15 protein-coding genes are annotated in these 18595 nt (G+C 71.4%); 3 read left to right on the forward strand and 12 right to left on the reverse strand.

Translation table 11 applies throughout. From position 1 onward, the window contains the following. Positions 1 to 26: 26 nt before the first annotated feature. From Bra3105_RS05425 to ileS, 4 genes are all read right to left on the reverse strand, one after another. A complete protein-coding gene (locus Bra3105_RS05425) occupies positions 27 to 1001 on the reverse strand; it encodes a DUF979 domain-containing protein (protein ID WP_200503621.1) in 975 nt (324 codons plus the stop codon). Continuing rightward, a complete protein-coding gene (locus tag Bra3105_RS05430) occupies positions 998 to 1699 on the reverse strand; it encodes a DUF969 domain-containing protein (RefSeq protein ID WP_200503622.1) in 702 nt (233 codons plus the stop codon). The genes Bra3105_RS05425 and Bra3105_RS05430 overlap by 4 nt, the downstream gene beginning before the upstream one ends. An 11-nt stretch (positions 1700 to 1710) precedes the next feature. Then, positions 1711 to 2772, reverse strand: coding sequence for a DUF2891 family protein (locus Bra3105_RS05435; RefSeq protein WP_228358913.1), 1062 nt, complete (start codon positions 2770 to 2772; stop codon positions 1711 to 1713). Between the two features lie 100 nt (positions 2773 to 2872). Continuing rightward, on the reverse strand, positions 2873 to 6169 hold the full coding sequence (ileS, locus tag Bra3105_RS05440; RefSeq protein ID WP_228358914.1) for an isoleucine--tRNA ligase: 3297 nt from the start codon (positions 6167 to 6169) through the stop codon (positions 2873 to 2875). A gap of 741 nt (positions 6170 to 6910) precedes the next feature. Between ileS and Bra3105_RS05445 the strand changes: the two genes are divergently transcribed. Beyond that, entirely contained in the window at positions 6911 to 8782 is a 1872-nt protein-coding gene (locus tag Bra3105_RS05445; protein WP_228358915.1) for an HNH endonuclease signature motif containing protein, read from the forward strand. A 182-nt stretch (positions 8783 to 8964) separates the two neighbouring features. On the opposite strand, the gene Bra3105_RS05450 is transcribed toward Bra3105_RS05445, so the two are convergent. Further along, positions 8965 to 10671 carry a sensor histidine kinase gene (locus Bra3105_RS05450; protein WP_228358916.1) on the reverse strand — a complete coding sequence of 569 codons (1707 nt, stop codon included), beginning with the start codon at positions 10669 to 10671 and terminating at the stop codon, positions 8965 to 8967. Beyond that, a complete protein-coding gene (locus Bra3105_RS05455; RefSeq protein ID WP_152352033.1) occupies positions 10668 to 11405 on the reverse strand; it encodes a response regulator transcription factor in 738 nt (245 codons plus the stop codon). Before Bra3105_RS05455 ends, Bra3105_RS05450 begins: the two co-directional genes overlap by 4 nt. A 275-nt stretch (positions 11406 to 11680) precedes the next feature. Between Bra3105_RS05455 and Bra3105_RS05460 the strand changes: the two genes are divergently transcribed. Further along, positions 11681 to 11953, forward strand: a complete 273-nt coding sequence (locus tag Bra3105_RS05460) for a 2Fe-2S iron-sulfur cluster-binding protein (RefSeq protein WP_228358917.1) — start codon at positions 11681 to 11683, stop codon at positions 11951 to 11953. A gap of 11 nt (positions 11954 to 11964) precedes the next feature. On the opposite strand, the gene Bra3105_RS05465 is transcribed toward Bra3105_RS05460, so the two are convergent. The 3 genes from Bra3105_RS05465 to Bra3105_RS05475 all read right to left on the reverse strand — a co-directional run bounded on the left by Bra3105_RS05465 (position 11965) and on the right by Bra3105_RS05475 (position 15133). After that, complete coding sequence (locus tag Bra3105_RS05465) at positions 11965 to 12207, reverse strand: hypothetical protein (protein WP_228358918.1); 243 nt, start codon at positions 12205 to 12207, stop codon at positions 11965 to 11967. 187 nt (positions 12208 to 12394) lie between these two features. Then, on the reverse strand, positions 12395 to 14269 hold the full coding sequence (locus Bra3105_RS05470) for an ABC transporter ATP-binding protein (RefSeq protein WP_228358919.1): 1875 nt from the start codon (positions 14267 to 14269) through the stop codon (positions 12395 to 12397). A 63-nt stretch (positions 14270 to 14332) separates the two neighbouring features. Further along, positions 14333 to 15133 (reverse strand): SDR family oxidoreductase, encoded by an 801-nt coding sequence (locus Bra3105_RS05475; RefSeq protein ID WP_228358920.1) that lies wholly within the window; start codon positions 15131 to 15133, stop codon positions 14333 to 14335. A gap of 62 nt (positions 15134 to 15195) precedes the next feature. Between Bra3105_RS05475 and Bra3105_RS05480 the strand changes: the two genes are divergently transcribed. Next, complete coding sequence (locus tag Bra3105_RS05480) at positions 15196 to 15870, forward strand: HAD-IA family hydrolase (protein ID WP_228358921.1); 675 nt, start codon at positions 15196 to 15198, stop codon at positions 15868 to 15870. Positions 15871 to 15888: 18 nt separating this feature from the next. Here Bra3105_RS05480 and Bra3105_RS05485 read toward each other — a convergent pair whose 3' ends face one another. From Bra3105_RS05485 to Bra3105_RS05495, 3 genes are all read right to left on the reverse strand, one after another. Beyond that, entirely contained in the window at positions 15889 to 16818 is a 930-nt protein-coding gene (locus Bra3105_RS05485; protein WP_228358922.1) for a cation diffusion facilitator family transporter, read from the reverse strand. Then, positions 16818 to 17213: an ArsR/SmtB family transcription factor gene (locus Bra3105_RS05490; protein WP_228358923.1), complete on the reverse strand. Its 396-nt coding sequence runs from the start codon at positions 17211 to 17213 to the stop codon at positions 16818 to 16820. Before Bra3105_RS05490 ends, Bra3105_RS05485 begins: the two co-directional genes overlap by 1 nt. Before the next feature lie 62 nt (positions 17214 to 17275). After that, on the reverse strand, positions 17276 to 18556 hold the full coding sequence (locus Bra3105_RS05495; RefSeq protein WP_228358924.1) for a dicarboxylate/amino acid:cation symporter: 1281 nt from the start codon (positions 18554 to 18556) through the stop codon (positions 17276 to 17278). Positions 18557 to 18595: the final 39 nt, after the last annotated feature.

Raw genomic sequence — 18595 nt, forward strand, 5'->3', positions numbered from 1 at the left:
GGCCCGCAGACTCCGCAGGCCGATGTTCAGTGCGAGAAGGCGAAGCCCCACATGAACACGGTGATGAGCACGAGCATGATCAGCGCCGTCGGGATCTGCACGGCGATCGCGCCGTACTTGTTCCTCATCTCCAGCAGCGCGGCCGGCACGATGTTGAAGTTCGCGGCCATCGGCGTGCACAGGGTCCCGCAGAACCCGGCGAGCATCCCGAGGGCGAACACCGCGGGGGCGTTGCCGTGGAAGTTCTCCACGAGGATGGGCCAGCCCACGGCGGCGGTCATGATCGGGAAGGCCGCGAAGGCGTTGCCCATGATCACGGTGAACACCGCCATGCCGACGCAGTACGCGATCACGCCCCAGACCAGGACGTCCTCGGGGACGATGAACCCGAAGATGTCGCCGACGGCCGTGCCGACGCCGGCCTCCGTGAACAGGGTCCCCAGGGTCGAGAGCATCTGCGGGAGCAGCGCCGCCCAGCCGATGGCCTCGAGCAGTCTCGTGCTCTCGGTGAACGGGACCGACAGGCGCGGCGGCCGCAGGATGATGCAGGCGACGACGAGGGCGACCAGCGCGCCCACGCCGAGCCCCGTGAGCGTGGCCGAGCCCTCCGCGAGCAGCGGCTCGCCGCCCACGCTGAGCCGCGGGCCGAGCAGCGCCACGATCACGGTGACGATCGGCACGAGCAGCGCGGGGATGAACAGCCGCCCGCGCAGCCGCGCTGCGAAGCCCTCCCTCTCCTCCTCGGAGGTGGTGTGCTCGGTGCCCTTGCCGAGTCCGCCGAATCCGGCGATCGCCACCATCGCGAGCACCGCGAGGCCCAGCACCCAGGCGGGCGCGGAGCCGGCGGTCACGAACGTGGAGTAGAAGAACGAGAGGCCCAGCAGCCCCCAGAACGCCGCGGAGCCGAGCCTGCGCGAGTGGTCCTCGTGCGTGGCGACGAGCACGGCGACGGTGAGGAAGAAGGCGCCGATCAGCCAGTAGAGCCATTCGTTGGAGATCACTTCGCGCCTCCCTGCGGGACGGGGACGGCGCCGGCGAGCCGGTCGAGCCTGCGGTCGAGCCGCAGCAGCCGCGTGCCGTGCACCAGGTAGGCCATCACGGCCACGGGCACGGCCCAGAGCGCCAGCTGGATGGGCTCGAGGGTGAGCCCGTAGGTGGTGTCCACGAAGGAGGTGATGAGGAGGATCGAGCCGATCGCCACGAAGGCGTCCTCCCCGAAGAAGACGCCCACGGTGTCGGCCGAGGCCGAGTACCCCTTGATGGTCTCGGTGGCCTTCTCATTCGGAGCGGCTCCTCGGCGCCGCTCCTCGGCGGCCTCCGCCATCGGGTAGACCAGCGGCCGCACCGTCTGGGCGGGGCCCGCGACGGACTGGAGGCCGATCGCGGCCGTCGCCTGGCGGATCAGCATGTAGAGGGCGAGCAGCCGCCCGGCGGTGAGGCCGCTCAGCCTTCGGATCAGGTTGCCGGCCGCGGCCTGCAGCCCGTACCGCTCGATCAGGCCGATCACCGGGAGCACGAGCACGAAGGTGGTGATGGAGCGGGACCCGGCGAACCCGGTCCCGAAGGTGTTCAGGATCTCGACCGGCGTGAGGCCGCCGATCAGGGCGGTGACGATGCCGGAGACGGTCACCACCAGGAGGGGGTTGATGCGCAGGGCGAAGCCGATGATCACCAGCGCGACCCCGATGAGGACGAACATGGGCGCTTCCTTCAGTCGGTGCGGGATGCGAGGGCGAGGTGCGCCTCCCAGGCGAACGTGGCCAGCCAGTGGGAGGCCATGTACTCCTCGGAGACGGCGGAGCGCAGACCGGGCTCCATCAGGCGCGGGACCGCATCCCGCAGGGCTGCGGCGAGCTCCCGGCCGTCCTCGGATCCGATCCGCTCGAGCGCGGAGGCGATCCGCAGGCCGCTCGCCGCGGCGGTGAGGCCGAGCCCGTCGAGATGGGACTGGTACCCGTCGCTCGGATCGATCACGGGGACGGGGCGGAGCACCTCGGAGCCGGGACGGAGGCGGGAGAGGAAGCGCGGCAGCCAGTCGGCGAGCTCGTCCTCGTCGAGCACCTCGATCATGAGGTCCGCCTCGCTGAGCCCGGCGGAGAGGAAGTCCTGCCCGCTGCGCTCCTGGTCGAAGGCCCAGTCCGCGTCGTCGAGGAAGAACCGCCGGGCGGCCTGCTCGATCTCACCGCTCGCCTCGTCGGCCGAGGCCGCACGGGTCGCGCGGGCCGCGAGCAGCAGGCGGCGCAGGCCGAACGCGGTGTTGGTGTGCAGCCCGTGCCGCACCGGCAGCGGGGTGCGCGGGAGCCAGCTGCGCGTCAGGGCGAGCACCTCGTCGAGCAGCGGGGCCGCGGCGCCGGCGAGCCGGCGCAGCTCCGGTGTGCGGGCCTCTGCGAGCGCCACGGCGAGCTGCGCCGCCCACGCCCATCCGTAGGGCCTCTCCCAGGTGGGGTGCTCGCGCAGATAAGCCGCTTCGACCGCGAGCTCCTGCGGGGCGAGGTGATCGGCGAGCAGCACGAGGGCCTGCTCCCGCCAGGGGGCGTCGGCCGTGGCCTCGACGAGCGATGCCAGCAGCCAGTGCATGTGCACGCTCGAGTGCCAGTCGAAAGAGGTGGCGAAGGCCGGGTGCATCCGGGCGGGCTGATGTAGGTCCTCGGTGGAGTCCTGCACGTGGTGGGCGGCGTACGGGAACTGCCGCGAGAGGTTCTCCAGGGCCACCCCGGCCAGGGCGTCGAGCGGCGCGCCGGCGGGGACTCCGCTGTGCGCGATGGTGGTCATCCGGGGCTCCTTCCACGGCGGCGCCCAGCGCGCGGACCGCCCCGACAGTCTGGGACCCGGCGCCGCCCGTATCGAGCCGACGCGCCGGGTCCCCGCCGCCTCACGCCTTCGCGACCGACACCTTCACCGTGCCGCCGGAGACCTTCTCGCTCGCCTCGTGCGCCCCGGGAGCGGGCTCGGCCGGCACCTCGAGAGCGGTCGCGAGGACCTCGCCCGCCACCAGGTCCCGGTGGGCGGCGACGGCGTCGACGACGGCCTGGTCGCCCGAGACCGTGAGGGTGATCCGGTCCGAGACGTCGAGCCCCGCGTCGCGCCGGGCCGACTGGATCGCGCGCACCACGTCGCGGGCGGTGCCCTCGGCCTCCAGCTCGGGCGTCACCCGGGTGTCGAGCACCAGGAAGTCGCCGCCGCGCAGCACGCCGATCGCCCGGCCCTCGGCCGCCGAGTCGGAGCCGGCGACGAGATCCAGCGAGTACTCGCCCTCGGCCAGTGCGATCCCGCCGGAGGTGACCGTGCCGTCCTCGGCCACGGACCAGTCGCCCGTCTTCGATCCCTTGATGACGGCCTGCACCTGCTTGCCCAGGCGCGGCCCGGCGGCGCGCGCGTTCACGCTGAGACGCTGCTCGACGCCCATCGAGCGCGACTCCTCGCTCGCCACGTCCACGAGCCGCACGTCCTTGACGTTGAGCTCGTCGGCGATGATCTCCGCGAAGGGCGCGAGCGAGGCCGGGTCGTGGTGGACCACGGTGAGCTGCGCGAGCGGCAGACGCGCCCGCAGCCCCTCCTTCTTGCGCAGCGAGTTGCCGACGCTCGCCACGTGCCGCACGTCGTCCATCTGCGCCACCAGACCCTGATCGGCCGGGAACAGCTCCGCGTCCGGCCAGTCGGTGAGGTGCACCGAGCGACCGCCGGTGAGCTGCTTCCAGATCTCCTCGGAGACCATCGGCAGCAGCGGCGCTGCCACGCGGCACAGCGTCTCCAGGCACGTGGAGAGCACGTCGATCGCCTGCTCGTCGCCCTCCCAGAAGCGGTCGCGGGAGCGGCGCACGTACCAGTTGGTGAGCATGTCCAGGTAGTCCTGGATCTGCTCGGCGGCGTCGGCGATCGCGAGGGCCTCGAAGGACTCCCGCACGCCCCGTGCGAGCACGCCCGTGCGGGCCAGCAGGTAGCGGTCCATGACGTCGTCGGACTCGTATCGCGTCTTCCCCCGGTACCCCTGGGGCCGGCCGTCCGCGTCCTTCGGGCCGGCGGCGTTGGCGTACAGCCCCAGGAAGTACCAGACGTTCCACAGCGGCAGCACCACGTGGCGGGTGGCGTCGCGGATCTTCGCCTCGTCGACGATGAGGTTGCCCCCGCGCAGGATCGGCGAGCTCATGAGGAACCAGCGCATCGCGTCCGCGCCGTAGGTCGCGTACATGTCGCGCACGTCGGGGTAATTGCGCAGGGACTTGCTCATCTTCTGCCCGTCCTCGCCCAGCACGATGCCGTGGCAGATGACGGAGGTGAACGCGGGACGGTCGAAGAGCGCCGTGGCCAGCACGTGCATCATGTAGAACCAGCCGCGGGTCTGGCCGATGTACTCGACGATGAAGTCCGCGGGGTTGTGGCTCTCGAACCACTCGGCGTTCTCGAAGGGGTAGTGCACCTGTGCGAACGGCATCGAGCCGGAGTCGAACCAGACGTCGAAGACGTCGGTGATGCGGCGCATCGTCGACTTCCCGCTCGGATCGTCGGGGTTCGGCCGGGTGAGCTCGTCGATGTACGGCCGGTGCAGGTTGACCTCGCCGAACTCGTCGCGCGGGAGCGTCCCGAAGGCCTCCTCGAGCTCCGCGAGCGAGCCGTACACCTCGATGCGCGGGTGGTTCGGGTCGTCGCTCTTCCACACAGGGATCGGCGAGCCGAAGTAGCGGTTGCGGGAGATCGCCCAGTCGCGAGCACCCTCGAGCCACTTGCCGAACTGGCCGTGCTTGACGTTGCCGGGCACCCAGTCGATCTGCTCGTTGAGCTCGAGCATCCGCTCGCGCTGATCGGCGACCTTCACGTACCAGGAGCTCACGGCCTTGTAGATGAGCGGCTTCCGGCAGCGCCAGCAGTGCGGGTAGGAGTGCACGTGGCTCTTCTCCCGCATCAGCCGGTGCTCGCGCTGCAGGTTGCGGATGATCGGCCGGTTCGCGTCGAAGACCTGCAGCCCGGCGATCTCGTCGAGCGCGGTGCCGCGGAAGTAGTCGAGGAACTGCGCGCCGTCGTCGACGGAGACGATCACGGGGATCCCGTACTCGGCGTTGACCTGCTGGTCGATCTCGCCGTAGGCGGTGGCCTGGTGGACCACGCCGGTGCCGTCGTCGGTCGAGACGTAGTCGGCGACCGTCACGATCCACGCGTTCTGCGTGCCCCAGCGCTCGCGGTCCTCCGAGTAGACGGTCCACAGCGGCTCGTAGGCCATGTGCTCGAGCTCGGCGCCGCGGTAGGTGCGCGCCTCGACCGCGGCGACGGCGTCCTCGGCGCTCGCGTACCCGAGCTCCTTCGCGTACTCGCCGACCAGGGCCGCGGCCAGCAGGTACCGGTCGGCGCCGGAGGCTCCGCCGTCGGCCGCACCCTCGGGCCCGGCGGGCGCCACCGCGTACTCGACCTCCGGGCCCACGGCCAGCGAGAAGTTCGTGGGCAGCGTCCACGGGGTCGTCGTCCAGGCGAGAGCCTTGACGCCCGCGAGGCCGAGCTCGTCGGCCCTCTCCCCCTCGAAGGGGAAGGTGACGGTGACGGTCGGGTCCTGGCGGTCCTGGTAGACGTCGTCGTCCATGCGCAGCTCGTGGGAGCTCAGCGGCGTCTGATCGTTCCAGCAGTAGGGCAGCACGTAGTAGCCCTCGTAGGCGCGACCCTTGTCCCATAGGGTCTTGAAGGCCCACAGCACGGACTCCATGAAGGAGACGTCGAGGGTCTTGTAGCCGTTCTCGAAGTCGACCCAGCGCGCCTGCCGGGTCACGTACTCCTCCCACTCCTTGGTGTACTTCAGCACCGAGGAGCGCGCGGCGGAGTTGAACGCCTGGACGCCCATCTCCTCGATCTCAGACTTCTCCGTCATGCCCAGCTCGCGCATGGCCTCGAGCTCGGCGGGCAGGCCGTGGGTGTCCCAGCCGAAACGGCGGTCCACCTTGTACCCGTCCATTGTGCGGAAGCGCGGGACCACGTCCTTGACGAAGCCCGTGAGCAGGTGCCCGTAGTGCGGGAGCCCGTTGGCGAAGGGCGGGCCGTCGTAGAACACGTACTCGGGGGCGCCCTCGCGCTGCGCGATCGAGGCGCGGAAGGTGTCGTCCCTGTCCCAGAACCGCAGGATGCGGCTCTCGAGATCGGGAAGGTTCGGCGAGGGGACGAGCGGGTCTCCGGAGACCGGATAGACCATGGGGACCTCCGAGCGGGGCGTAGGCGGACGGCGACTGTGCTGTCCGAGGACGCCGCCCCCTCCCCTGCCGACCTGCGGCGGGGCGGTGCGCGTGCGCGGTACCACCTCGGTTGACGCCCCGGAAGGCATCCCCTCGTTCCTCAGCTGTGACGGGCTGGTCCCGGCGGGTTCTACTGGGCCGACGGCCCACTCGCGCTGCGCGCTCGGGCCCCTGACCGTTCTTCCCGCGGCTCACCGGTGATGGCCGGGTCGATGCCGATGGGCGTCAGTCTACGTCGGGGCCGACGGACGGGTCACCGGGGTTCGCGGTGGAATCGGTCTCGTCGTGGGGTGGGTGGTGGGAGGTATGGGGCCGACGGGTGGGCGTGCCGGTGCGGCGCGATGCATCGGCGTGAGGGGTCGACTCGTGTCGCTCTCGACGTGCGTCAGGTTCTGGTGTCGCGTGCGCGTCGACTCGGTATCCGTGGTTCCTCCGCACGGGGGTGTTTTCCACGGGGTTATCCACTGGGGACCAATGGGCACGGAGGAGGGGAAGTTCTTCTCCGGCTTATCCACATTCTCGATGGGGGTCTGGTTTTCGGTGGCGAGACGCGATAGAATCGGACATATCGATCGAGCGCGAATGGCGGCGGGTTCATAGGTGAAGTCGCCGGATTCATTGTTGTCGTCTATCTATTCAGAGTCGTTACGTCGCGCACTATCGCGCGGAGTCGTGGAATGCCAGGGAAGGGGGTGGGTGACATGAGTGCAGTCGAGCAGCCGGAGTCGCAGGGGCGTCTGGACCTTCCCGGGGAGCCGGCGATCGAGTCGACGTTCACGATCCTGGACGACGTGGAGAAGATGACCGAGCGTCAGCGCGAGGACATGCACGCCCACACGCCCCGGTTCGTGGCCGCGCCCCCGGAGGGCGTGAAGCCGCTGTTCATCGTGAAGGAACCCAAGAAGGCGGTCTGCCGGGAGGTCGTCGCGCGCAGGGTCAAGTCCCGCCCGGATGCGGAGCTCACCGCGCAGGTCCGCGCCCTCTGGGACGAGGGCGTCGACGAGTCCTACGAACTCTCCCGCCGCTTCGTCGCCCTCGCACCGTTCTGGGCAGGGCGCGAGGACATGGACGCCGACCCCTTTGAGGTCGAACGGCGGGACCTGATGGTCGCGGTCGCGATGCGCTGCACCCGCGGGCAGGCCTCCAAAGCCATCACCGACGCCCACCGGGCCGTGGACCTCCTCCCACGCTGCACCCAAGCCCTGGAAGCAGGAGAATTCCCTGCAGAATGGTTCCGCACCCTGCTGCGACGCACCGCGGATTTCACGCCCGCGGAAATGGTCCTGGTGGATGTCACGGTCGCGTCGTGGTGTCTGGCGATCATGCCGAGAGTATTCACGAAATGCCTCGAACTCCTGGTGACGAAGATTCAGCAGCGCCATCCCAAAGAACCCGAAGAAATCTCCTCCACCCGCCGCCGCATGGTCCTGGACCCCGGAACCCTCGACGGAGTCGCATCCCTGCGGATCATCGGACCCGCCCCCGAGATCAAAGCCCTCGCCGGGAAGTTCGATCAGGCCGCTCGGGCGATCCAGAACGCCCAGCGCCACGCCCTCATGGAGGGCACCGAGATTCCCCTGGATCCGGACCGGCAGGTCGAGAACGAGGGCATGCCCCTGTCACTGAACCTGATCCGCTACCACCTCGCCCATGCCGCCCAGCTCGACACCGGCGGCATCACCGTGCCCGAGGCCAGGTTCCGGTTGAACGTCCTCGTCCCGTTCCTGACCCTCGTCGGCGGCGACGACGCCCCGGGCGTCCTGGAAGATGGGACGCCGATCCCGGCGCAGATGGCCCGCGAGATCGCCGGGAAGAGCGAGGAATGGTTCCGAGTCCTCACCGACCCGTCCTCGGGTGAGTTCTTGCCGCGTCCGGCGGACAAGTACCGGCCCACCGGGGCGATGCTCGAACACCTGAGACTGCGCGGCCAATCCTGCGGCGTCCCCGGCTGCGAACGCACCGCCTCGGTGGCCTCCGAGGCCGATCACATCGTGGAGTACAACCATGCCGATCCCGTCTGTGGTGGTCGGACGGCGGTGGAGAACCTGCACTTCCTGTGCTGGTTCCACCACGCGATGAAAACCGCCGGGCGACTCGACCCCATCCGCGTGGAGGCGGACGAGTCACCGGCAGGGACCGCGGGCACCGTGTGGGAGATGCAAGAACGCTTCCGCGTGTTCCGCGAGGACGACACCGACCTCCTCACCCCACAAGCCGTCGCACAGCTCGACGCCGTCTGGGACTCGATGCAGCGCAGGCAGGACGACTACGAGCAGCAACGCGAGGCAGCGGACGGGACCAGCGCAGAGGCACCGACTCCCGATCCCTTCCGGCTGGACTCGCCCTGGCCGATCCGGCCCGGGCCACCTGACCCGTGGCCCCGCGTGGACATGGACCAAGCCGGAGCGCCTGACCTGGAAGAAGTCCCCGTCGAGAAACCCGTCCGGCGCCGGTACCAACCGCTCCCGACGTTCCACTACGACGGCGACATCCCCATCAGTGCCACCACCCGCCGACCACGCAAGCAGCAGGATCCCCCTCCGAAGTTCGACCCCGGACCACCACCCTTCTGACCCGAGAGCCCGGCCCGGTCGGCCCCGGCAGGGCATGGGGGCCAGAACCCCAGCAGCAGCACCACCCCCACCCGTAGAGGGGCACACCACAGTGCCCCTCTACAAGCACGCCCGAAATCCTTCAGCGCCTCCGGGATCGGGTCCGCTCGTCGCCGGTCCGCGACACCCGACGAGCACTCCGCTCAGCGGGCGACGAGAGGCAGCCGCAGGATGAAGGCGGTCCGCCCCGGCTCCGATTCCAGAGTGATCGAACCGCCGTGCGCCTCGGCGATCGCCTTGACGATCGGCAGCCCCAGCCCCGTCGTCCCGTCGCCGCCCGAGCGGGCGGCATCCGCGCGGGTGAAGCGCTCGAAGACCCGGCCCGCGATCTCCGGCTCGATGCCGGGACCGTCGTCGATCACCTCGAGGATGCCGACTCGTCCCACCGAGCCCGAGGGGGCCGCCGAATCGGAGCCGCCCGACCCTGACCCCGGCTCCGACCCCGACCCCGACCCCGACCCCGACCGCAGCCGCACGGTCACGGTCGTGTCCGCGGGAGTGTGCTTGCGGGCGTTCGACAGCAGGTTCACGATCACCTGCGACAGCTGACGCGGATTGCCGAGCACCGTCACCGGCTCCTCCGGGACCTCGAGCACCCAGCGGTGCTCCGACGCCGTGACCCGCGCGTCCATCGCCGCATCCAGCACGAGCTCCCCCAGATCGGTCTCGGTGCGCTCGTCCCGTGCGCCCTCGTCGAGACGGGCCAGCAGCAGCAGGTCCTCCACGAGCGACGTCATGCGCCGGGACTGCGCGTCCATGCGATCCACCGACTGCTCGCCGCGATCGCTGAGGTCCTCCGTCATCCGCAGCATCTCGCTGTAGCCGCGGATCGCCGTGAGCGGTGTGCGCAGCTCGTGGGACGCGTCGGCGATGAAGCGGCGCATCGACTCCTCGCTGTGCTGGCGCGTCTCGAGCGCCCCCTCCACGTTGTCCAGCAGCAGGTTGAGGGCCCTCCCCACCTCGCCGGCCTCGGTCCCCGAATGGGAGATCCGCTCGTCGACCCGGTCCCCCAGGGCCACGTCGCCGTGGGACAGGGGCATGTCGGCCACCCGTCCGGCGACGGCGGAGACCTCCTCGAGCGGACGCAGGGTGCGCCGCACGATCAGCGATCCCGCCACCCCGCAGAGCGCGGTTGCGAGCAGTCCCGCCGTCACCAGCGTGATGTCCATGCGCGTCAGCGTGCTGTGGACCTGGGTGAGCGGGAGGCCGGTGACGATCACGGCGCCCGAGGCGTCGGTCGCGGTCATCACCCGGTACTGGCCGATGGAGAGCTTCACGTCCGCGTGCTCGTCGCTGTCCAGCCCCTTCGCGACGTCGGCGACCTCGGTGCTGTCCGAGGCGCCGAGCTGCTCGACCTGACCGTCGGTGTCGCGCCACGCGGCGCTCACGACGCGGCCGTCCACGAGGATCGCGGCGAGCTCGAACTCGCCGCCGCCCGGGCCCGTGGCCCCGTCGTCCCCGCTGTCGTCCCCGCCGTCGGCCTCATCGGCCCCGGTGCCGCTCGTACCGGTCGTGCCGCTCGTGCTCCCCGTGCCGCTGGACCCGTCCTCGCCGTTCGTCGGCCCGTCGGGAGCGCCCGGACCGCCCGTGCCGCCGGCACGGTGGGCGGCACGGGTGAGCTGCGCGTCCAGCTGGCCCTCGAGCTGCCCGCGCACCGACACGTGCGTGACCGCCCCGACCAGCAGGCACAGCACCGCCACGGTGCTCACCAGCAGGATCACGAGGGTCGCGCGCAGCGACAGACGATGCCGTCGCGGCGTCGCCGCGGGAGCCGAGGCTCCGGACGACAGGGCCGTGCGCGCCGGCAGGTGGGGGCGCGAGGGGCGGGAGTCGCGGGAGTCGCGGGTCACGCGGGCTTGAGCATGTAGCCGGCGCCGCGGACCGTGCGGATCATCGGCTCGCGGCCCACGTCGATCTTCTTGCGCAGGTAGGAGACGTAGAGCTCGACGATGTTCGCCTGCCCGCCGAAGTCGTAGTTCCAGACCGCATCGAGGATCTGCGCCTTGGACAGCACGCGCTGCGGGTTCTCCATCAGGTACTGCAGCAGCTGGTACTGGGTCGCGGTCAGCGCGATCTCCTCACCGCCGCGCGTGACCTCGTGGGTGTCCAGGTTCATCACCAGATCGCCGACGACGAGCTCGCTGCTCTGCGGGGACGTCGCCCCCGCGCGCTGGACCAGGCGGTGCAGCCGCAGCAGCACCTCCTCCATCGTGAAGGGCTTGGTCACGTAGTCGTCGGCACCGGAGGCGAGGCCCTGGACGCGATCGGCCGGGGCGTCCATCGCGGTGAGCATGAGCGAGGGGACGTCGGGCTGCAGGGCACGGATGCGGCGCAGCACCTCGAGGCCCTCGATGCCGGGGAGCATGCGGTCCAGCACGAGCACGTCGGGCCGGATCTCGCGGGCCACCCGCACGGCCTCGAGGCCGTCGCCCACGACCGTCGCCTCCCAGCCGATCATCTGCAGCGGGAAGCGCAGGAGGTCGGCGATGGTCGGCTCGTCCTCGACGACGAGCGCGCGGATCGGGGACCCGTCCGGATGCGCCAGCGGCGGCAGCGCGGACAGCGCGGCGGGGGTGTTGGACATGTTCAGCTCCCGTTCGAGGTGGTGACACCGAGATTAGTCGCCGACGATCCGTCCGCACAGGCTCCGCGCCCCCGCCACAGCACACCGATCCGTCCCGCACAGCCCGCGCACAGCCCCGGGCGCAGCACTGCCCACGTCCGGACGCGCCCGGTGAGAGCACACTCACCACGCCCCGTGCGCGCGGGCGTGGGATGCTGGAGGGCGGGCCGCGCGCAGGCGCCGGCCGCGCGCACCGACCACCCGATCCACCCCACTCGATCCTTGGAGGAGCACCCATGGGCACGCTGGGCGAACCGTTCACCGCGAAGTGCCGGAAGTCCGGCACGACCGTGGAGGTCGACGGCGAGCACACGCTGCTGCAGGCGCTCCTGGACGCCGGCATCGACGTCGACTACTCGTGCGAGGGCGGCGTGTGCGGCACCTGCGTGCTGCCGCTGCTGGCCGGGGACGTCATCCACGAGGACGAGTTCCTGATGGACGACGAGCGCGAGGAGCGGATGACCGTGTGCGTCTCCCGCGGGGTCGGCGAGATCGAGCTCGACGTCTGACCGTTGCCGGGTCAGGGCCGACGCGGGCCCGCCACCACCCAGCCGATCGCGACGAGCAGCACGGACACCGACGCCATCGCGATCGAGGTCGCGAGCGGCATCGTCGGGCCGCCGAGCAGCACCGTCATCAGCACCGCGAGCGCGATCATCACGATCGCCGTGAACACCGCCGGTCGGCCGGCTCCGCGCGAGGCCGGCGCATCGCTCGAGGACAGCGCGTGCGAGGGGATCGTGCGCATCCTGCCCTGGTCCATGACCGTCTCCTGACGAGTGCTGTGCTGCCGTGCGGGGATCGCGCCGGTGCTGCGCGAACATCCCCACTCTCCCCCGTCGTCCGCCGCCCGCGCATCCTTCGGACGGATGAATCCGGGACATACCCGGGTCGTATCCGGGATGCCCCCGAGACGCCGACGGGGCGGCCCCGGGACGCCAGGACCGGGATCAGAACGGCAGGCTCGCGTCGCGGCGCGCGAGCTCGGCGAAGGCACCTCCCTGCGCGAGCAGCTCCTCGAAGGTGCCACGCTCGGCGATCCGCCCCTTCTCGAGGACCACGATCTGGTCGGCGTCGCGGATCGTGGAGAGGCGGTGCGCGATCGAGATCGTGGTGCGGCCGCGGCTGAGCGCGGCGAGCGCGCCGCTCATCGCCTGCTCGGTGCGCACGTCCAGGGCGCTCGTGGCCTCGTCGAGGAGGAGCACGGGCGGGTCGCGCAGGATCGTGCGGGCGAGCGCGAGCCGCTGCTTCTCCCCACCGGAGAACCGGTAGCCGCGCTCCCCCACCGTGGTGCCGTAGCCCTCCGGGAGGCTCGCGATGTGGTCGTGGATCTGAGCGATCCGGCATGCCCGCTCGAGGTCCTCGTCGCTCGCGTCGGGCGCGGCGAAGCGCAGGTTGTCGGCGATGCTCGCGTGCAGCAGGTAGGTCTCCTGGGTGACCACGCCGATGCAGTCCGAGATCGAGCGCAGGGTGAGGTCGCGCAGGTCGTGGCCGTCCAGGGCGACCGCCCCCAGCGTCGGGTCGTACAGGCGCGCCATGAGGTAGCCGGTGGTGGTCTTGCCCGAGCCGGTCGCGCCGACGAGCGCCGTGTGCGTGCCGGCGGGGACCGTGAGGTCGATGCCGTGGAGGGTGAACGAGGGATCCTCGGGGTCGAGGTCGGTGCGGCTCGGGTCGTCGGCCCCGTCGGCCGCCGCGGTGTCGGGTGCCCCGTCCGCGTCCTCGCCCGGGTAGCGGAAGGCCACGCGCTCGAGGCGGACCTCGCCGCGCACCGCGGAGGGCTCCAGCGCGGTCGCGTCCTCGCGCTGGGTGATGGTCACGGGAGCATCGAGGTACTCGAAGACGCGGGTGAACAGCGCGAAGGAGGAGTTCACCTGGGTCGCCACGCGCAGCAGCGAGTTGATCTGCGGGAACAGCCCGGACTGCAGAGCGATGAAGGCGACCAGGGTGCCGATGGTGACGCCGGGGACGTGCCCGAACAGCAGGTAGCCGCCCAGCAGGTAGGTGAGCGAGGGGATCACCGACATGAGCGTCGAGTAGAGGGCCATCTGCCAGCGACCGGCCGTCGTCGAGGAGAGTCCCAGCTCGGCGAGGCGCCCCGAGAGGCCCGTGAAATGGGCGGTGAGGGCATCGGTGCGCCCCATCGTGGTGCCCAGCAGGATCCCCGAGACCGAGAGGGACTCCTGGATCGACGCGGAGAGGTCGGCGGCGGTCTCCTGCTGGATGCGGGTGATCGCGCGGCGCCGCAGCCCCACCCGCCGGTTCATCCACACGGCGAGCGGGACGGTGATCACGGAGAACAGGGTGAGGCGCCAGTCCATCGCGAGCATCGCGACCACGGCCATCACGATCCCGGCGCTCGCGGAGACGATCTGGGTGACCACGCTCGTGACCACGGCCTGCATCGAGCCGATGTCGTTGAAGATGCGCGACTGCACCTCGCCGGTGCGCGTGCGGGTGAAGAAGCCCAGCCCCATCCGCTGCAGGTGCGAGAAGACGGCGACGCGCAGGTCGTGCATGATCGCCTGGCCCACGCGCGTGGACAGCAGCGACTGCAGCACGCCCAGCACCGAGGAGATCGCGGTGACCGCGATCATCCCGGCCACGCACCAGGCGAGCAGGTCGAGCCGCTGGTCCGGCAGGGCGACGTCCACGACCTCGCGCACCAGGAACGGGGAGACCACGCCCGTCGCGGCGGCGAGCGCGATGAGCACGAGGACGACCAGCAGGGTGCCGCGGTACGGGGTGAACAGGCGCAGGATCCGGCCGACGTCGGCGCGCTGCCCCGGCGCGAGGCGCCGCTCGTCGGCCCCCGGCATCGAGGCCATCCCGCGACCCCCGCCGCCGGGACCGCCAGGTCCGCCCGCCATGCTCATCGGGCGCCCACGCCCTCAGAGACCCGCATGGCGCGCCACCTTGTGCTGCGCCGCCTGGGCGAGCGGGCGGATGGTGACGAGATCGAGGTTCACGTGGTGCGGGGCGTTCAGGGCGTAGGAGATGACGTCGGCGCAGTCCTCGGCGGTGAGCGGCTCCTCGACGCCGTCGTAGACCTTCTCGGCCCGCGAGGCGTCGCCCAGGCGCACCAGGGAGAACTCCTCGGTGCGGACCATGCCGGGAGCGATCTCGATGACGCGGATCGGTGCGCCGTTGAGCTCGAGGCGCAGGGCGGAGGCGAGCATGTGCTCCCCCGCCTTGGCGGCGTTGTAGCCGGCTCCTCCCTCGTAGGCGCCCTGGGCCGCCGTCGAGGAGAGCACGAGGATGTCGCCGCGGCCGCTCGCATTCAGGGCGGGGAGCAGCTCGCGCGTGACCCGGGCGGCGCCGAGCACGTTGACCTCGTACATCCGCTGCCAGGCGTCGAGGTCGGCCTCGGCGACGGGCTCCTGACCGAAGGCGCCGCCCGCGACGTTCACGACCGCGTTCAGGCTCCCGCCGAACGCGTCGTCCACGCGGGCCACGAGCGCGGCCACCGAGTCGTCGTCCGTGACGTCGACGGCGAGGGTCTCGCAGCCGGACTCCTCGGCGAGGGACGCCAGCCGGTCCTCGCGGCGGGCGACGGCGAGCACGCGCCAGCCGTCGGCGGCCAGGCGCACTGCGGTCGCGCGGCCGATGCCCGAGGAGGCGCCGGTGACCACGGCGGTGAGCGGGGCGGAGTGAGCAGCGGAGGAAGCGGTGGAGGAAGCGGTGGAGGTCATGGCCCCGAGGATACGGGCCGGACGGATCCGCGCAGGGCAGCGTTCCGCGAGAGGATGGGGCCATGACCTCGCCCGTCCGCACCGACTCGCCCGCGCTGCTGCGCCCCGTCGTCCTCTTCGACCTGGACGGGACGCTCGTGGACACCGTGGGCCTCATCGTCGACTCCTACGCGCACGTCTTCGAGCGCTTCGGGATCACGGGCATCGAGGAGGCGGAGGTGCGCAGCTGGATCGGCCTCGCCCTCGAGGAGACCTTCGAGGCGCTCGATCCCGTGCGCGCGCCGGCGATGGCCGAGGCCTACCGCGCGTTCAACGTGGGCCATCACGACGAGCGGATCGCCCCGTACCCCGGGGCCGACGCCCATGTGGGCACGCTGCTCGACGCCGGGGCCGACGTGGGCGTGGTGACCTCGAAGGGCTCCGAGCTCGCCCGGCGCGGACTCACGGCGACCTCGATGCCCGCGCTCGACGTGGTGATCGGCAAGGAGCACACGCTCGCCCACAAGCCCGACCCCGCCCCGCTGCGGCACGCGCTCGAGGTGCTCGGCGCGCGCGCCGAGGACGCCGTCTACGTGGGCGACGCGGCGACCGATCTGCAGGCCGCGCACGCCGCGGGCATGGCGGCCGTGGGCGTCACCTGGGGCGCGGGCACGCGGCCCGCCCTCGAGGCGCAGGACCCGCTCGCCGTCGTCGACTCCTTCGCGGAGCTCACCGGGCTGCTCGCTCCCGAGCGCTGAGGTCGAGGACCTCCGAGATCACCAGGTGGTCTCCTGGTCGGTGCGATGGTCCTCGGGCTCGATCTGCAGCGTGCAGTGGTCCAGGCCGTGGCGCTCGCGGAGCATCGACTCGGCCGCGTCGAGGACCGCGTGGCCGTCGGCCCCCTCGCGCACCCGCAGGTGCACGGTGAGGACGTCCATCCCCGAGGTGACCGTCCACAGGTGCAGGTCGTGCACGTCGGTGACGCCCGGGACGGCGCGCAGGTCCTCCCCCACGGACCCGGGATCCAGGTGCCGCGGCGTCTCCTGGCCCAGCACCGAGAGGACCTCGCGCCCCAGGATCAGCGCGCGCAGCGCGACGAACACGCCGATCGCGAGGGCGATGGCGGTGTCCCAGAGCGTGCTCCCGGTCGCGCCCACGAGGATCGCGGCCGCGACCACGCCGACCGAACCGATGGTGTCGGCGAGGACCTCGAGATAGGCGCCCTTGACGTTGAGGCTCTCCTGCGCGCCCGCCTGCAGCAGCCGCATCACCGCGAGGTTCACGACCAGCCCGAGCGCGCCCACCACGAGCATGGGCACCGAGTCGACGTGCGCACCCTCGGCGCCCGCGCCGATCCGGCCGATCGCCTCGAGGACCACGAAGACCGAGACGCCCAGCATCACGAGCACCGCGAGCAGGGAGGCGAATACCTCGAGGCGGTAGCTGCCGAAGCTGCGTCTGCCCGTGCGGTCGGGCCGGGCGGCGAGCACCGTCGCGCCGAGGGCGGCGGCGAGGGTGAGGACGTCGGCCGCCATGTGCCCCGCGTCCGAGAGCAGCGCGAGGGATCCCGTGAGCAGCGCGGTGACCAGTTCGACGACGAAGAAGCCGCCGATCAGCACGAGCGCCCACGCCAGGCGGCGCCGATGCCTCCCGCCCGCGCTCAACGCCTGCGCGGCCGAGGCGTGGGAATGGGAGTGGGCGTCCATCAGGCACCGCCTCCCGTGTGCGCGGTGTGGGCGAGCGCGAGGTCCAGGAGCATCCGCACGTGCGGATCGTCCAGCCGGTAGAACATGCGCCGCCCGTCGCGGCGGGTCGCGACGACGCGGTGGGCGCGCAGCAGCTTGAGGGCGTGGGAGGTCGAGGAGTCCGACTGCCCGGTGAGCGCGGCGAGGTCGTGCACGCACAGCTCTCCCTCGAGCAGGGCGAGCAGAAGGGTGAGCCGGTTGGGGTCCCCGAGCAGGGAGAACACGTCCGCGGTCTCTGCCACGTCGCGGGGGCGCGGCAGGTGCTCGGCGGCGAGCGCGACGCGCCCGGCGTCCCCGACGTCGCTCGCGCAGCCCTCCGCGGGCTCCGCCGCCTGCACATATGACGATGTGTTCATACGTTCAGGCTAGGGGTGCGGAGGGAGCGAGGTCAAGGGCCGACGACCGCCGTCGGCCCCGGTCAGACCCCCGCGAGCTCGACCCCGTCGTCGGCCTCCAGATCCCCGGAGACGCGCCCGCGGGCGATGCGGGAGACGAGCGCGGCGATCGCGCCGTCGCCGGTGACGTTCGTGGCGGTGCCGAAGGAGTCGATCGCGATGTAGGAGGCGATCATGAGGCCGACGGCCGCCTCGCCGAAGCCGAGCATCGAGGAGAGGATCCCGGCGGCGGCCATGATCGCTCCCCCGGGCACGCCCGGCGCGGCGATCATGACGATCCCGAGCATGAGCACGAAGCCCACGAGCTTCGCGGGGTCCAGCGGCATCCCGGTGACCACCATGATCGCGACGGCGAAGGAGGTGATCTTGAGCGTCGAGCCGGCGAGGTGGATCGTCGCGCACAGCGGGACCACGAAGTCGGCGATCGGAGCCGCCACCCCGTTGCGCTTGGTGCACTGGAGGGTCACGGGGATCGTCGCGGCCGACGAGCTGGTGCCGAGCGCCGTCGCGTAGGCGGGGAGCATCGTCCACAGCATCCTCAGGGGATTGCGGCGCATCGCCCAGCCGGCCACGCAGTACTGGGCGAGCAGCACGACCACCGTGAGGACGAAGACCATGAGCACGACCGCGAGGAACGTGCCGATGACGGTCCAGATCTGCCCGTTCATCGTCAGGCCCAGGAACATCCCGAAGATGTAGATCGGCAGCAGCGGGATGATGATCGCCTCGATCGTGCGCACCACGATCGTGCGCACCTGCTCGAAGGACTCCTGCAGCGCCCCGCGGCGCACCAGCGTCAGCCCGATGCCGAGGCAGAAGGCGAGGATGAGCGCGGTCATCACCTCGAAGACGGGCGGCATCTCGATCGTGAAGTACGGGGCGATCGCCGAGTCCTCGGGGTTGTCCAGCGTCCCCACGCTCGCGCCCGCGAGCATGCGCGGGAGCAGCAGGGCGGAGACGGCGAGCGCGAGCAGCCCGCACAGGATCGTCGAGACGTAGGCGATGCCCGCGGTGAGGGCGAGCATCTTCCCCGCCCCGCGGCCCAGCTCGCCGATCGCCGGGGTCACGAGCCCCACGATGATCAGCGGGATGAGGAACTCCAGGAACGCGGAGAACAGTCCGTTGAAGGTGGTGAACACGCGCGCGAGCGCCTCGGGCATCACCAGGCCCAGGAGAATTCCCAGCACGATCGCGACCACGATCCGCGGCAGCAGGCCGAAGCGGGGGCGACGGCGGGAGGGAGCGGCAGGCGCGTCGTCGACGGACGCGGGAGCGGCGGGCGGGGTCTCGGCAGGAGGAGTCATCGATCGTTCGATTCGTCGGGGAACGGGGATCGGCACAGG

Source organism: Brachybacterium halotolerans subsp. kimchii, from assembly GCF_020792675.1.
GTDB classification, from domain to species: domain Bacteria; phylum Actinomycetota; class Actinomycetes; order Actinomycetales; family Dermabacteraceae; genus Brachybacterium; species Brachybacterium halotolerans.